General features: G+C 68.7%; 13 protein-coding genes. 6 read left to right on the forward strand and 7 right to left on the reverse strand.

Features of this window, described 5'->3' with window-relative positions; translation table 11 throughout:
* Positions 1-473: 473 nt before the first annotated feature.
* Together ACFY3L_RS49920 and ACFY3L_RS49925 are read left to right on the forward strand one after the other, a co-directional pair.
* A complete protein-coding gene (locus ACFY3L_RS49920; protein WP_389341397.1) occupies positions 474-1145 on the forward strand; it encodes a helix-turn-helix domain-containing protein in 672 nt (223 codons plus the stop codon).
* Positions 1145-1423: an integrase core domain-containing protein gene (locus tag ACFY3L_RS49925; RefSeq protein ID WP_389341400.1), complete on the forward strand. Its 279-nt coding sequence runs from the start codon at positions 1145-1147 to the stop codon at positions 1421-1423. Before ACFY3L_RS49920 ends, ACFY3L_RS49925 begins: the two co-directional genes overlap by 1 nt.
* 349 nt (positions 1424-1772) lie before the next feature.
* Here the strand turns inward: ACFY3L_RS49925 and ACFY3L_RS49930 are convergent, their stop codons facing one another.
* The 6 genes from ACFY3L_RS49930 to ACFY3L_RS49955 all read right to left on the reverse strand — a co-directional run bounded on the left by ACFY3L_RS49930 (position 1773) and on the right by ACFY3L_RS49955 (position 10442).
* Positions 1773-2789, reverse strand: coding sequence for a LacI family DNA-binding transcriptional regulator (locus ACFY3L_RS49930; protein ID WP_389341403.1), 1017 nt, complete (start codon positions 2787-2789; stop codon positions 1773-1775).
* Entirely contained in the window at positions 2786-5269 is a 2484-nt protein-coding gene (locus ACFY3L_RS49935; protein WP_389341406.1) for a glycoside hydrolase family 2 TIM barrel-domain containing protein, read from the reverse strand. The genes ACFY3L_RS49930 and ACFY3L_RS49935 overlap by 4 nt, the downstream gene beginning before the upstream one ends.
* The gene (locus tag ACFY3L_RS49940; protein ID WP_389341409.1) at positions 5266-6114 is read right to left on the reverse strand and encodes a carbohydrate ABC transporter permease; all 849 of its coding nucleotides are present in this window, start codon (positions 6112-6114) and stop codon (positions 5266-5268) included. The genes ACFY3L_RS49935 and ACFY3L_RS49940 overlap by 4 nt, the downstream gene beginning before the upstream one ends.
* On the reverse strand, positions 6111-7076 hold the full coding sequence (locus ACFY3L_RS49945; protein ID WP_389341412.1) for a carbohydrate ABC transporter permease: 966 nt from the start codon (positions 7074-7076) through the stop codon (positions 6111-6113). Before ACFY3L_RS49945 ends, ACFY3L_RS49940 begins: the two co-directional genes overlap by 4 nt.
* Before the next feature lie 83 nt (positions 7077-7159).
* Positions 7160-8467 carry an ABC transporter substrate-binding protein gene (locus ACFY3L_RS49950; protein WP_389341415.1) on the reverse strand — a complete coding sequence of 436 codons (1308 nt, stop codon included), beginning with the start codon at positions 8465-8467 and terminating at the stop codon, positions 7160-7162.
* 163 nt (positions 8468-8630) lie between these two features.
* A complete protein-coding gene (locus ACFY3L_RS49955) occupies positions 8631-10442 on the reverse strand; it encodes a cellulase family glycosylhydrolase (RefSeq protein WP_389341418.1) in 1812 nt (603 codons plus the stop codon).
* Between the two features lie 385 nt (positions 10443-10827).
* On the opposite strand from ACFY3L_RS49955, the gene ACFY3L_RS49960 reads away from it, so the two are divergent.
* The 3 genes from ACFY3L_RS49960 (at position 10828) to ACFY3L_RS49970 (ending at position 13341) form a co-directional block, all read left to right on the forward strand.
* Positions 10828-11337 (forward strand): hypothetical protein, encoded by a 510-nt coding sequence (locus ACFY3L_RS49960; RefSeq protein ID WP_389341421.1) that lies wholly within the window; start codon positions 10828-10830, stop codon positions 11335-11337.
* 369 nt (positions 11338-11706) lie between these two features.
* Entirely contained in the window at positions 11707-12234 is a 528-nt protein-coding gene (locus tag ACFY3L_RS49965; protein WP_389341424.1) for a hypothetical protein, read from the forward strand.
* Positions 12235-12462: 228 nt separating this feature from the next.
* Entirely contained in the window at positions 12463-13341 is an 879-nt protein-coding gene (locus ACFY3L_RS49970) for a GNAT family N-acetyltransferase (RefSeq protein WP_389341427.1), read from the forward strand.
* On the opposite strand, the gene istA is transcribed toward ACFY3L_RS49970, so the two are convergent.
* Positions 13338-14195, reverse strand: coding sequence for an IS21 family transposase (istA, locus tag ACFY3L_RS49975; RefSeq protein WP_389341430.1), 858 nt, complete (start codon positions 14193-14195; stop codon positions 13338-13340). The two genes, ACFY3L_RS49970 and istA, sit on opposite strands and share 4 nt — an antisense overlap.
* A 254-nt stretch (positions 14196-14449) precedes the next feature.
* Here istA and ACFY3L_RS49980 point away from each other — a divergent pair, with 254 nt between their 5' ends.
* Positions 14450-15031 carry a helix-turn-helix domain-containing protein gene (locus ACFY3L_RS49980; RefSeq protein ID WP_389341433.1) on the forward strand — a complete coding sequence of 194 codons (582 nt, stop codon included), beginning with the start codon at positions 14450-14452 and terminating at the stop codon, positions 15029-15031.
* Positions 15032-15051: the final 20 nt, after the last annotated feature.

The raw sequence follows: 15051 nt of genomic DNA on the forward strand, positions 1-15051 counted from the left end.
GGGGTGTCGTCAGCGGCTGCCGCCGGGACGACGAGCGCGGCGGTCACGACGAGCGCCACGGACGCGGCGGATGCCGCAAGGGCGGAGAGCAGACGGCGCATGTGTTGCCCTTTCAAGTGCTTCGTGCACAGCGATATGACAGCGCTGTCGGCACAGTAACAGGCGGGCCGCGGCACCGATACGTTGTGGAAACGGGCAACGTGCGGGAAGCGCCACGCTTCGGGTCCGCGGCCGCTCCGACGACTGGCTCTACGCCGCAGGGTCCCGTCGGTACGTTTGCCGGCGATGTGCAGTTCGTCGGCAGCACCGATCCGTCGTTTGTCGTCCGGAGGCCAGACGGCCATGACGCGAGGTTCCCACGTTCGTGTCCGGGCGCGAGACACCCAGACGAGGTCTTCGGGCTTGTGCCGTGCCAAAACTCGTCGCACAGCGTGTGAGCTGCTGTTTCGTGGCGGTGACGCAGCATGGTGGACATGTTCGTTCGGCTGCTGTACCTCAGCGCGGTGCGGGTGTTCGGCTGGCTGCCGCAGGCCACCCGCAGCAAGCCGGCGATGATCGCCGAACTGGTGGTACTGCGTCACGAGGTAGCGATACTGCGGCGCCAGGTCGGTCGACCGCGCCTGACCTGGCCGGAACGCGCGGTACTGTCCGCGTTGATGCAGGCTCTGCCTCGAGCGTTGTGGCAGCACCGGATCGTCACGCCCGCCACGCTACTGGCCTGGCACCGGCGCCTGATCCAGCGGCACTGGATCTTCCCCAGCCGACCCGGCCGGCCACGCATCGACGACGACCTTCGTGACCTAATCCTACGCCTGGCCCGGGAGAACCCCCGCTGGGGCCACCGGCGCATCCAGGGCGAACTCGTCGGTCTCGGTCACCGGGTCGGTGCCGGGACCATCCGCCGCATCCTGGCCGGATCGCGCGTCGGCCCTGCCCCGCGCGAAACGGACACCAGTTGGCGCACGTTTCTCCGGGCTCAGGCATCCGGCCTGTTGGCGACCGACTTCTTCCACGTCGACACCGTCATGCTGCGCCGCCTGTACGTCCTGTTCGTCATGGAGATCACCACCCGAAGGGTCCACATCCTGGGCGTCACTGCTCATCCGACCGCGGCGTGGACTACCAGCAGGCCCGCAACCTGGTGATGGACCTCGGCGAGCGGCCGGGGCGGTTCCGGTTGCTGATCCGCGATCGGGATGCCAAGTTCACCGACACGTTCGACGCGGTGTTCGAAGGCGAAGGCATCAAGGTGGTGAAGACCCCACCCCAGACGCCCCGGGCGAACGCTTTCGCGGAACGATTCGTGCGCAGCGTCCGGGCCGAGTGCACCGACCAGATCCTGATCTACGGCGAACAGCACGCCCGCACCGTGCTCCGCGACTACGAGGACCACTTCGACCGGCACCGGCCACACCAAGCCTGAACCAGCGCCCACCCGACCACGACCCGGGCATCATTATCGCGATCGACCAACGGATCCATCGACGACGTGTCCTGGGTGGCGTGATCAGCGAGTACCACCGGGCCGCCTGACCAACCCGCCAACAACCCAGCTCACAGCACGTAAACGAGTTTTTGGCGCGGTACAGGCGTAAACAGGTAGGGCGGCCATTACTTGCGGGCCGGTGCCGGTGCGGATCTGGGATCGGTCTTCGTCGTAGGTGACGTTCTCGTTCGTCGCGCTGCTCGCCGGCTGCGGGCCCTGACCCGGCGCGGAGCGACGCCACGGCCGCGGCTGCTGGCCTGCGGCCCGCCGGCGGGTGCGGGTGGTGTCAGGAGGGTGGGGAGCTGGTGCTCGCGCGGACGACCAGGCGGGCGGCCCGTTCCTGGTGCGAGTCGGGTGATCGACCGTCGATCGTGTCCAGCAGGACGCGCGCGGTGTGCGCGCCGTACGCCTGGATGTCCCAGGACAGGGCGGTTAGCGCCGGTCGTACCAGGACGCACAGCTGCGAGTCGTCACCGCCCACGATGGACAGTTCCCGGGGCACGGCGATGCCCATCTCCTGTGCCACGTTGAGCGCGGCGAGGGCCATCACGTCGTTGTCGAACATGATGGCGGTCGGCCGGTCGCGGCGGGACAGCAGCGTCCGGGTGGCCCGGGCGCCCTCCTCCCACGTGTAGTCGGTCTCGACGACCTGCGGCTCGCCGAGGCCGTGCCTGCGGACGGCCGCGCGGAACGCCGCGATGCGCACCTGCGTGTGATCCAGCGCCGGCAGCCCGGCGACCCGGGCGATGCGGCGGTGCCCGAGCGCCACCAGGTAGTCGACGGCCGAGTCCACCGCCGCCGAGTCGTCGGTCCAGACCGCGGGCAGCCGGGTGTCCGCCCGGGGACGGCCGGCCAGTACGGCCGGCATCTGCAGCTCCTCCAGGACCGGGACCCGCGAGTCCTCGCCCCACAGATCGGTGACCACGATGCCGTCGATGCGCCGCTCGGCCCAGCACAGCCGCATCGCCTCGATGGCGGCGCGGTGGTCCTCGACGACCTGCAGCAGCAGCGCGATGCGCCGCCCGGACAGCTCGCGCTCCAGCCCCGCGATGAACCGCATGAAGAACGGCTCGACACCGAGCGTCTCCGCCGGCCGGGTGATGATCAGGCCGACGGTGTGGGCCTGCGAACCGGACAGCGACCGAGCCGCGACGCTCGGCCGCCAACCGATCTCGTCGGCGATGTCGAGGATGCGCTGGCGGGTCTTCGCGGACACCCCGGGCCGGCCGTTGAGCGCGTACGACACGGCGCCGATCGAGACGCCGGCCTGCGCCGCGATCTCTGCGATGGTCGGCCGCTTCACCGCCGCACCCCGCCGGTGCCGAGGACGGCGGCCGGTCCGGCGACGAGCTGGTTTGCGCTGCGCAGCACCAGCGGGTCGAGGAACGCCTCCGGCGGCACCGCCGCGGCGGTGCGGATGGCGAAGGTCGCGGTCTCGCCCGGCAGGAGCGTCACCAGCGCCTCGTCGACGTGCGCGTCGCCGGCCACCCGGTCGGCGAGCACGGTCAGGTCGCGCACGAACGCGTCGGCGGTCACCGTCAGACGGTACCCGGACGCGGCCGGTTCGGCCCTGGCGGACAGCTGCGGCGCCGGCAGCAGCGCGTCGATGTCCTCCGCGAAGTGCCAGAGTGCCCGTGCCGCGCCGATCCCGGCCACGATGAGCTCGCGCGCCGGGTCGGCCGGCGTCGCCACGGACGGCGGCAGCGCCACCGTCACCGCTGCCCTGGCGGCCACGTCCACCCGCACCGTGCCCGCCGCCAGCACGCCGCCGTCGAAGTCGCACCGGCGTACCGGGACGTCCACGCGCCACGGCCGGCCGCTGTCGTTGACGGCGACCAGCGCCAGCCCGCCGTCGCGTGGCTGCACGGTCAGCAGCCGGTCCTGGAAGCTGCGGCGCAGCGCGTACCACATCGGTTTGCAGCGTCCGTCACCGTCCACCGCGGACCATGAGATGACCGGCCACACGTCGTTGAGCTGCCAGACCACGGCGCCCATGCACAGCGGGGTGAGCGAGCGGAGATGCTCGACGCCGAACGCCACCGCGCGTGCCTGGTTCAGCGAGGTCGCCCAGTGCCAGTCCTCGAACGTCGCGGGTGCCGGGAGGTGGCCGGTCAGGCCGCGGGCCAGCTTGGCATTGCCGTCAGCGGCCTTCTGGCGCTGCAGGATGCCCGGCGAGTCGGGCCGCAGCGGTTCGTCGTGGACGGCCCTGGTCAGGGTGGCCCAGGTCGGTGGTCCCTGGAACCCGAACTCCGCCACGAACCGGGGCGCGACGCTACGGTACTCGGTGTAGTCCAGCGTGTTCCAAACGTCCCAGATGTGCGTCGTGCCGTGCGCCGGTTCGTTCGGGTGTCGTTGCGGGTCGAACGAGTACGGGGAGCCCGGGATGTAGGGCCGGGTCGGGTCGAGCTCCGCCAGGACCGCCGGGAGGATCTCGGTGTAGTACCGCCAGCCCCAGCTCTGCCCGCCGAGAGCCGGCTGCCAGCCCCAGTCGTGGTACCCCCAGATGTTCTCGTTGCCGCCGTTCCACAGCACCAGGCTGGGATGGGGACTCAGCCGCGTCACCGCTTCGCGGGTCTCCGCGACGACCTCGGCGAGCAGCGGCTCCTCCTCGGCGTACGCGGCGCACGCGAAGAGGAAGTCCTGCCAAACCAGCAGGCCCAGTTCGTCGCAGAGGTCGTAGAAGTCGGTGCTCTCGTAGATGCCGCCGCCCCAGACCCGGACCAGGTTGACGTTGGCGTCGCGGGCCTGGGTCAGCCGCTGCGCATACTGGGAGCGGCCGACCCGGGAGGGGAAGCAGTCGCCGGGTATCCAGTTGACCCCGCGGGCGAACACCCGCTCGCCGTTGACGAGCAGCGTGCACGGCGTGCCGTCGGCATCCGGCGCGGTGTCCAGCGCGACGGTGCGGAACCCGATCCTGCCGTGCCACTCGTCCAGCTTGGCCGCCGCGTCGTGCACCCGCACGGTCACGTCGTAGCGGGGCTGCTCGCCGTACCCGTGCGGCCACCAGATCCGGACGTGCGGCACCCGTACCTCCACCGTGCTCGATCGCTGCCCGGCCGGCACGCGTGCCTCGACCCGGACGTCGCCGACCGACACCTCCAGCCGCAGCGGCTCCTCCGCCGGCGCCGCCGACCGCAGGTCCACGTGCGCGTGCACCACGCCGGTGCCGCCGACGACCTCCACCAGCGGCCGGACGCTCGCGATACCCGCCACCCGCCAGGACTCCAGGAGGAGCGGGCGCCAGATGCCCACGGTGCCCAGCTCCGGACCCCAGTCCCAGCCGTAGTCGCAGGCCATCTTGCGTATCGTGTTGAAGGGATGCCGGTTCACGTGCGGCCGCGCGCCCAGCTCGCGGCCGGACTGCTCGGCCGCGGTGAGCGCGCCGGTGAACGTCACCGCGAGCGTGTTGTCCCACGGGCGCAGCAGGTGCGCGACCGGAAACCGGTAGCTGCGGTGCATGTTGCGGGTACGGCCGAGGACGGTGCCGTTGAGCTCGACCGTGGCGACCGTGTCCAGGCCCAGCGCGACCAGGTCCACCTGATCGTCGCCGCCCGCACCGGCCCACGGCACGGTTGTCTCGTACCGCCAGTCCACGCGGCCGATCCAGGCGACCAGCCGCTCGTTCTCGTCCAGGTACGGATCGGGGATCAGGCCGGCGGCGAGCAGGTCCAGATGGACACAGCCGGGCACCGTCGCCGGCACCCGCACGCCGGCCAGCTGTGCCGGTATGTCGCCACCGACGGCGCGAACGGTCCAGCCCTCGTGCACGGTCGCCTGCGTCACTTCGTCGCACCCCTGGTGAATCCGTTGTAGATGTACCGCTGCAAGAACAGGAACACGATCAGCGTCGGCACGATGACGAGGACCGCACCGGCACAGATGATCTCCCAGTGCGCGCCGTGGGGGCCCTTGAAGTAGAACAGCGACGTGGAGATGACCCCGAGGTCCGGCGAGGGCATGTAGAGGAACGGGACGTAGAAGTCGTTGTAGACGACGACGCCCTTGACGATGACCACGGTCGCGATCGCCGGCTTGAGCAGCGGCAGGATCACCGTGCGGTAGATCCGGAACGAGGAGGCGCCGTCGATGCGGGCCGCCTCGTCGAGCGAGACCGGGATCGACCGCATGAACTGCAGGAAGATGATGATCGAGATGATGTCGGTGCCCATGTACAGCACGATCGGCGCACCCCGCGTGTTGAACAGCCCGAGCCGGTCGATGATCTGGAACGTCGCCACCTGCGTCGTGACGCTCGGTACCAGCGCCGCGACCAGGAAACTGGCGATGACCAGGCGGCGGAACCGGAAGGTGAACCTGTCGATCGCGTACGCCGTCATCGAGCCGATGATGACCGTGCCCGTGATCGAGAACACCAGTACCACGGCGGTGTTGGCGAACGCTCGCAGCATGTGCCCCTGGGTGAAGGCGACCTCGAAGTTGTGCAGGTTGAGCCAGTTGCCCGGCAGATCCAGCGGCCCGCCGTTGGCCGACTCCCGCTCGGTCTTCAGCGCCGCCAGGGCGACGGCCACCAGCGGCAGCAGCGTCACCGCCGACGCGGCCACGAGCGACAGGTACTTGCCGGCGACGGCGATGCGGGCGCCGACGTCCCGCCCGTTGATGGAGGTCATACGAGATCCACCCCTTCGTCGGGCACGATGCGCCGCTGGATCCAGGTCACCAGCAGGATGATGGCGAGCAGCACGACCGCGGCCGCCGAGGCCAGTCCCACCTTGTTGAACTGGAAGGCCAGCTTGATCGTCTGGATGACGAACGTGGTGCTGCCGTTGGCGCCGGCGGTCATGATGTACGGGATCTCGAACGCCGACAGCGAACCGGACACGACGAGGATGGCGCTCAGGCTGATCACCGGACGGATCCCGGGCAGGATCAGGTGCCGGAACTGGTGCCAGCGGTTCGCGCCGTCGATCTCGGCCGCTTCGTAGATCTCCCCGGGTATCGACTGGATCGCGCCGAGAAAGAGCACGAAGTTCAGGCCCAGGTAGCGCCAGAGCGACACCGAGGCGAGCGACCAGTTGACCATGTCGGGGTCGCCCAGCCACAGGTGCTGACCGCGCACGCCGAACAGGCGCAGGACGGAGTCGAGGGTGCCGCCGGGCTGGAAGAAGTAGAGGAAGACGAAGCCGATGGCGACGCCGTTGATGAGGTACGGGAAGAACAGGACGCCCTTGAAGAAGTTCCGGAACCTCGTGTTGAAGCTCAGCACGGTCGCGAAGTACAGGGCCAGCACCATCTGCACGACCCCGGACGCCATGTAGAACAGGCTGACGAAGAACACCTGGAACAGCTCCGGCCGGGTGAACAGCTGGACGTAGTTGTCCTGTCCCACGAACTGCTGTTCCGGGCTGAAGCCGTCCCACTTGGTCAGGCTGTAGTAGAACAGGTTGGCCGCCGGCACATAGGTGAACGTCACCAGGAACGCCAGCGGCACGGCCAGGAACAGCCATGGCGTCAGCCGGGCGAGCACGCCGCGCGGCCGCTGCCGCCGGGCCGGTGGTGCGATGGCCCGGTCGTCGGTCGTGTGGTCCGCGGGTTGTGGGGTTGCTGCGATGGTGCCGTGTCGATCAAGCATGTCGCCTCGCTCGTCGTGTCCCACCCGGGCGGGGTGGGGCGGCCGGCCGTGGCCGGGCTCCCCACCCCGCCCGGGGCGGCCGGTCAGGAACCCGCCGACTTGATCGCGGCCGACCACTTCTTGTTCAGGTCGGCGAAGTAGGCGTCCACGCTGCCGCCGGCGGCACCTCGCGCTATGTCGACGAGCTTCTGGCGGTAGTCCGGCTTGTTCACCCCGATCTCGGACTCGTTGTCGATCTTCGAGACCAGGGGGTTCTTCTCCTGGCTGAGCTCGATGAACTGGACTCCCGCGTCCTGGTATGCCTTGAGATCCGGCGGCAGCGCCCCGCTCTTGAGCGTCGGCAGCAGGGCCTCGTCCTGGGCGAAGGTGCTCTTGTCGACGAACCAGTCGACCCAGGCACGCGCCGCCTGCTTGTTCTTGGAGTGGATGCTCACGCCCTGCAGGTAGTCCGGGCCGATGACCGAGCAGAAGTGCCCGCCCACCTGGGTGGGCCACGGCATGAAGCCGATGTTCGCCGGGTCCTTGCCGGCCTGCTTCGCGGCCGCCTGCATCTGCGAGATCGCCCACGACCCCAGCATCAGCGTCCCGATCTTCCCGGTGGCGATGCCGCTCTTGGCGCCGCCGTCCCAGGCCGTCGTCGTGGGATCCGCCTCGATCAGCTTGTCGTGCACCACGTTGTAGAGCAGCGTGTCGATCTGGTGGAGCTCCTTGCCGGCGCTCCACGGCGCGGTCTCGGTGGCCAGGTTGTCGTTGGCCTTCGGGTCGCAGCTGCTCGAACCCACGTAGCCCTGCCAGGCCGTCAGCGGCCATCCTTCGTGGTAGATGGTGTACAGCGGGGTCGCCGACGTCTTCGTCCTGATCGCCTGCAGATCAGCGCGGAACTCGTCGAAGGTGGTGGGCCACCTGGTGATCCCGGCCTGCTGCCAGACCTCCTTGTTGTAGACGATGCCGTTCGCGTTGCCGTTCGTCGCGATGCCGTACACCTGGCCGTTGTAGGTGCCCTTGTCGACGAAGCGGTACTTCTTGCTGAGCTCGCCGGCGTCGCCGAGCGGGGCGAAGAACTTCGGATAGTCGGGCACCGGAACGGCCGCCGGGATCATCAGCACGTCGCCGTAGTTGTCGCTGTTCATCCGGACCTTGACGTCGGTCTCGTAGGCGACGACCGCTTCGAACTTGACGTGCACGTTGGGATAGATCTTGTTGAATTCGGCCGCGTACTTGTCCAAGGTGCCGTCGCCGGCGAGGTCGGTCTTGTGGGTGAGCACGGTGATGTCACCGCTCACCTTGGCCGGGTCGGCCGGGGCCGCGGCGCTGCCGCCGTCGCCACCACCCGAACAGCCCGCCGTCCACAGTAACGCCGCGGCCAGCAGGGCCGCCGCTCGCTTCTTCATGTGCCATCTCCCGGGGTCAGGGATGTCCGACAGAACAGAACGGACCCGTTTTCTTGAACGTTTAAGTGCCGCGGCGGCGCAGCGGCCTTGGCCGGCTCGACGGGCCGGGTCGCGCCCCCGGACGGGAGCCACGGCCCGGCCCGTCGCCTCGACGGGTTGCGGGTTACGGGTTCTGGGTGAGCAGGTGCGCCTTGAAGGCTTCGCCGAAGGTGCTGGTCGGCGTGCCGGCGTAGTCGGTGATGAGCACGTTGCCCTGGCTGGAGCAGACGCCCCACGGGTTCCAGGTCCAGGCCAGGTAGCCGACGCCGTGCGCGTCCGCCCAGGCCATCACCTGGTCGATGTAGTCGTGGGCGCACGTGTTCTGGCCGATCTCGCCGGCCACCACCGGCACCTGCGCGGCGACCGTGCCGATCTGGCTGTCCCAGCAGGCGGTGGTCACGCAGCCGTTGAAGTTGTACGTGTGCCACGAGGCCATGAGGTTGCCGGTCGGGTCAGTCGGCTTGTAGGTCAGCCACTGGGTCAGGTCGTTGGTCCAGGTCAGACCCGCCACCATCACCACGTTGGTGGCTCCGGTGGCGCGCACCGCGTTGAGCAGGCTCTGCATGCCGGCCACCTGGTAGCCGATCCCGGCGCAGGTGCCACCGTCGCGCAGGCACTTCCACGCCGCGGTCGCGTCGCTGAAGTTGTTGGCCGCGTCCGGGTACGGCTCGTTGAACAGGTCGAAGACGACCGCGTTGTTGGCCTTGAACATGGTGGCCACCGAGGTCCAGAACGCCGGCCCGTACTGCGCGTCCGGCATCGGCTTCTGGCACGTCGCGTTGGCGTCCGCACAGGCCGACGCGTTGCCGGTGTACACGCCGTGGTTCCAGTGCATCTCCACGATCGGCGTGATCCCGTTGGCCACGAGCAGATCCACGTAGTCCTTGACGCCCTGTTGATAGGTGGCACCGCTGGGGGTACCAAACGTGCCCAGCCAGCAATCCTCGTTCAGCGGAATTCGCACGGCGTGGATGTTCCAGGCCTTCATCGCATCAACGGTGGCCTGATCCGGTTGCGGACTGTCCCACAGCCCCTTGCCCTGCACGCAGGCGAACTCGGCGCTGGCCCGGTTGACCCCCAGCAGCCGGTACGTCGCCCCGGCCGCGGTCACCAGGTGGTTGCCGGTGACGTGCAGTGCCGGGGCCGCCCCGCCGGTGTTCGGCCCGTTGACCCGGATCGAGATCGGGGTGGTGGTCGTGCTCGCACCCAGGTTGTCCACCGCGCGGGCGCTCACCGAGTACGTCCCGGCCGGGACATTCGCCCACGCGTACGTGTACGGCGACGTGGTGTCCGAACCGAGCACCGTCGAGCCGTTCAGGAAGTCGACCCGGGCGACCGAACCGCCGGGATCGCTCGCGGTGGCCGCGAAGTTGACCGTCGCCGGCACGGTGAACGCCTGGCCGGCCGTCGGGTTGGTGAGGGCCACCGTCGGCGCCTGGTTGCCGCCCGACGAGCTGCTGGCCGACGGGCTCGGACTGGTCGTGCTGCCGGTACACGCGACCCCGTTGAGCGCGAAGTTGGTCGGCTGCGGCAACGGTGTCGGCGGCGTGGCGCCGGCGGTCGCCCGGGTCCACTCGCCCTGCAGCCCGACGCTCGCGTTGGTCGCGCCGGTGCCGATGGTGCCGTTCCAGCCCACATCGGTGGCGGAGACCGAGGTGGTGCCCGTGAACGTCGCGTTCCAGCCGCCGGCGCGAGTCTGCCCGGCGGGTAGCGTGAACGTCAGGGTCCAATGGCTGACCGGGTCACCGAGGTTGGTGATCGCCAGCGTGGTGTTGAAACCGCCCGACGTGGGCGACGACTGCCACGCATTGGTGTTCTGATATGTGACAGCGCAGCCTGCGGCCGCGGCCGCGGCCGGCAGCGTAACGACCACGGCGGCGGCGGCCACGAGCGCGCCCACCGCGCCGGACGCCAGCAGGGCTCTTCGGTGCCTCATGAGGTCTCCTCGTTCCACAGGTCATCGTCAATCGACGTGCCATGGAAGGTGGCGACCTTAAACCTTTAAGTCAATGCCTGCCCGCAACGGTAGAATTCTGGACTAACCCGGTGGCCAGGAAAAACTCACGGCCTCCCCGGGGAGCCGCGCCCCCGGCGAACACGGTGATTCCTGAAACTTTCCAGCCACGCGCCGCCCGCCGCTGCGCCACACAGCGAACACGGCGTCGAAGGACCCAGTGAACTTGGTGTCGCGGTCGCGGACCAGGCAAGAGCTTCGCGAATGTAGGGTCCGCGCTCTCAAGGCTCCACTGGAGTTATCAACACCAAAACCGCAGCTCAACAGCAACGTGTAGCCCAAGCAACGTAGACAGGAGACAGTATGTATGGAACACATCCCCCAATCGAGAGGAGACGCTGACGAGATCATCAGCCAGCAGCCCATCCCGACAGAACAGCACGCCTCGCAAGTCGCTGTACCTCAGCCCAGGGCCGAAGCGCCCGCACAACATCTGCCGGTGACCTTCGAGGAAGCCGAAGCGCACAACCCCTTCGCGCTGCTCGGTGAGCTACGTGATCACGCCATGGCCCTGCGTCTCGATGAGAAGCCCGCAGGGTTCCACCTGACCGAGCTGGCGCTGTCCGCGGCTGTCGTGGCCTGGTGGTCACGCTGGCAACCCATCGCTATGCATCGAGCCTTCCGGGCCGGTGCGAGCCTCGCCGAAGTCGCCGCCGCTGCCGGCACTACGGAAGCCGAAGCTTACGACCGCTGGTCGCGGTGGGCTGCCCGCCAGACTCAGCTCACCATCGCCGGACGGCCCAGCGTGGAGCCGGACGAGGTTACCTCCATCCGCGTCCGGCTCGACATTCCAGAGCCGAACCGTTCGAAGCCCTGACTCACCCTGCCCATGGCCGGAACGACGGAAAGATCAACAACGTAAACGGGAGCCCTTATGTATGGAACACCCACCCAGAGGAGGCATCGAAGCTCAACGTCTGGCAGCTGAAACAGCCGCTGACGCACTGGCGCGCGACACAGATGGACAAGTGCAACCGCGCTACACATACGTGCCGCGACCGGCGGGGCGGTTGGCTTGTAGCGAGCTGGTCATGGAGCCGACGCTTGGGCAGGTTCGGGTTGCGGATGTACAGCCAGCCGGGAAGACGCCGGGCCAGTACCCGGTTGGGGACCGCGACCGCATGACGTAGTACGGCGACCGAAGCTCCCGGCAATCGAACCAGCCCATGCCACCGCCGGACAACGGATGACAACGAAGCCACGGAAGCCGTTGATCGCCAAACAAGTTCCGGCCGAAACGGCGCTGAAGCTGATGGACGCCGCCTTCGCCCTGGGCGTGGAGGCGTCCCGATCCAGGGCAGCGTTGGCCAAGGCCCGTGTGCTCGTCGGCCATTTCCAACGCCGTCGCCTCGCCCTCGGCGACTGCGGGCGCGCCTACGGCACCAGCTGCATCCACGAACACAGCTGTGTTCGCTGCCCACTCCTCCGAGTCGACCCCGACCAGCGACAACGCCTCACCGAGATCCGCGACAACCTCATCACCCGCATCAGCGAAGCCGAACACGAGGGCTGGCTCGGCGAAGCCGAAGGACTCCGGGTCAGCCTCGCCGCCGCCAGGGACAAACTCGCCCAGACCGACGGCGCGATCCAGCGACGCAACACCGCCATCGCACTCGGCATACCAACCTTCCCCGCCATCACCGGACGCACCGTCACCACATCAACCACCCAGGTCAGCCCATCGCCCCACGCCGAACCACACGAAACTTCATGATCATTTTTAGTTCAGATGGTCACTACTCCGGCCGAGCCCTGCCCAACGGGCACGGCTGGAGGAGATCCACGCCACCGGCGACATGACGCAGGCAGCCACGTCCGGGAGTGACTCCAACGCTGATCGGAAGCCCTAGGCATGCGTCATCATGCGCGGCGTTCGGAAGACAACGACTCAGACCGGCCAGTCGCCTTTCCCTCAGCTGAGGGCACTGGGGCATCATCAAGCATGCGCCCGGACGACTGGCACCTCACCGAAGATATCGACGACTTCCTCGCGCGAGCCGGAGACTTCCTGCGCTCTCGCCCCTCCCTGCACACCATGGCACTGACAATGACCGAGAAGCTGCGCATGCTCGGGACGGCAGGAAACGGAACCCCAGCCGCCGTCTTCGGTTGGCTGGAGCAGGCGGGTGAGGTCCGGGCCACCTTCTACCGCTTCCCGCCCGCCGGCCTGAGCGTCACATGCCTTACGCCCGAGCAAGCCGACACCCTCGCCGCCCACCTGGTCTCCCTCGGGCACTCGCTTCCTTCCGTCAGCGCGGACCACCACACCGCCACCGCCTTTGCCGAGGCATGGCAGCGGCACACAGGTGCGACGCCGACGCCCCGCGTTCGGCTCCACCTGCACCGCCTCGGCACCCTCACGCCACCGGAACCTGCGCCGGCCGGCTGGGGCCGCCTCGTGGGCGAGCGGGACCAGGAGCAGCTCATGCGCTGGTGCCGCGAGTTCGCCGCAGACGTCGGGGAGGCTGTCACGATTGACGCCGCTTCCTGGGCCGGTACTCGCTTCGCCGAGAAACGCTACATGTTCTGGGAGACCCCGGACGGCACGCCCGTCTCCATGGCGGGCGTGAACCCGATGGCCGCCGGCCAGGTCCGCGTGGACCCCGTCTACACCCCCGCCCACCTACGCGGCCGCGGCTACGCAGGCGCCGTGACAGCCGAGGTGAGCAGAGCCGCGCTCGCCGCAGGCGCGACGGACGTCGTCCTGTTCACGAACGCCGCCAACCCCACCAGCAACGCCCTCTACCAGCGCATCGGATACGTCCCGATCGCCGACTGGGCCACCTACGACTTCACGCCTACCGAACCAGAGGCCAGCTAGGACGACCGGGGGGCCGTGAACGCAAGATACGAGGATTGCTGGTAGTTCAGAGAAGGGACGGGGACGAGGTGGTTGCGGCGGAACCAGCCGATCTGGCCCTCGACGCCGCCCTTCTCGTGGGCGCCTTGCAGGCCCGGCTGGCAGTAGAAAGCATCGATGCCGAAGTGGGATCGGAACGCCGTCCAGCGGGCGGTTTCGACCCGCTGCCGCGCAAACCCGAGGACCTGGGCGACCGCCGCGCGGAGGTTGTCGTAGCGGATTTTTCCGGTGGGGACGCCACCGAGGGTAGTGAACGCGTGGACGTGGCCCTCCAGGAACGCCTCCTGACCACCTGAGATGAAGATCCGATGGACGGTCTTGCCGGAGAAGGAGAGCCGCAGCGCGAACAGCATGCAGGTCACCAGCTCGCCGCGCAGGTTGACGGCGACTTCCCCGAAGTCGACCTCCGCCTCGGCGCCCGGCCGGTGCGTCTGCGGGAAGAACACGTCGACCGGTCCCCGTCCGGCCTCGGCTCGGATCTTCGGCTTGCGGTCCGCGACGTAGGCGCGGACCACCGCGTAGGACACGTCGAGCATGTCGTGCTCGGCGATCAGCCGGTCGTAGATCCGTTTCACGGTGTGCCGCTGCTTGCGCGGCGCGTCCAGATCCCCGCGGAGGATGCCGTCGATGATCGGCTTGAACTCATCCAGCTTCGACGCCCGGGGCGGCAGCGGTTTGCGCGACTGCGGCCACGCCGACTGCAGCACCGAACGCACCGTGCGGCGGCTGACCCGATACTGACGAGCCAACGCCCGCACGGACATGCCGGCCCGCGAGTCCCGTCGGATCGCCGCGAACAGGTCGACCTTCGACATCGGCGCCATCGGCAGGCTCCCGTCCAGACCAGCCGATGCTCCCGCCAGCCAAGGCGGGCCCGAAACTCACGAACATCGAAAACCACCCGAACGAGGTGGTCCCGAAACTGACCGATAAACCGCAGGTCATCGCAGCAACGAGCGGCAATGCGGCTCCTGACTGCCCATGCGGCACCCACCTAATGCTCAGTTCCTCTTTGGGGGTGTAGATCGCTGGTGCCCTGCGGTGGGATGCTGGTGGGGAGGCGATCGTTATGCCGAAGTTGCTGTACGCGCGTCCTCCGGTCGATGCGGAGGAGGAGCGCAAGGTCCGCAAGCTGGCCGGTGCCCGGCATGCGCCGGCGGACTGGATCATGCGGGCGAAGATGATCGCGGCGAGTTGGGATGGTGAACGCACCAGCGGTATCGCTGCGCGGCTCGGCTGTCACATGCAGACGGTGCGGGAACGGCTGGCGCGGTTCAACGCCGAGGGTATCGACGGCTTGGGCGACCTGCCCGGGGCGGGACGCAAACGCCGGATCACCGAAGGTGAGCGGGGCCGGATCATCGCGCTGGCCCGTTCGGTCCCGCCCGGCCGGCCGCAACGTACCGCCGGCGGGGATCTGAGCTGCGCCGACGAGCAGGGGCCGCCGCAATGGACCCTGGACAGCCTGACCGAGGCGGCCCGGGTCGAGGGGATCGATGTGCACCGCAGCCAGGTGCGCCGGATCCTGCTCGCGGAGCGGGTGCGCTGGCGCCATACCCGGTCCTGGGCCGAGAGCAAGGACCCTGACTTCGCCCCAAAAGAACAGCTGTCGTCGAGCTCTACACCCACCCGCCGTCGCGCACGACGGTGATCTGCGCCGACGAGTTGGGT

Origin of the sequence: Dactylosporangium sp. NPDC000521, from assembly GCF_042898305.1 — a bacterium.
Lineage (GTDB): Bacteria > Actinomycetota > Actinomycetes > Mycobacteriales > Micromonosporaceae > Dactylosporangium.